The sequence below is a fragment of the Acinetobacter sp. UBA3132 genome (assembly GCF_002364825.1).
Classification (GTDB): Bacteria; Pseudomonadota; Gammaproteobacteria; order Pseudomonadales; family Moraxellaceae; genus Acinetobacter; species Acinetobacter schindleri.
Genome location: NZ_DEZM01000186.1, coordinates 1 through 273, shown reverse-complemented (window position 1 = coordinate 273; position 273 = coordinate 1). Strand labels below are relative to the sequence as shown.

The 273-nt window shown below is 43.2% G+C and carries 1 pseudogene; it reads left to right on the top strand.

Annotated features, from left to right (window positions below):
• Window positions 1-273 (top strand): annotated as a pseudogene (locus B4033_RS09990) (hypothetical protein); the annotation flags it as partial.

Genomic DNA, 273 nt, shown 5'->3' with positions numbered 1-273 from the left:
GTGGTGAAGGTGCAGGCGAACGCGGTCCACAAAGCGAAGGTCAGCGCGAAAATCGCGGTGAAGGTCGCGAAAGAGGTGTTGATGATACCCTTCTACTTACTGCATTGAACAAGAGCTGGGCAGGTTTCCAAAATGAATTTAATGACAAATATTCAACAGTTACTTTTAATATTCCTAAAAAAGCCGATGGTGAATTAAAACTCAGCTTTACCGATGTTGAAGTTCAGCATGAGCGTGCCCGTAATAATGCTACTTATAACTATCAGGATGCAG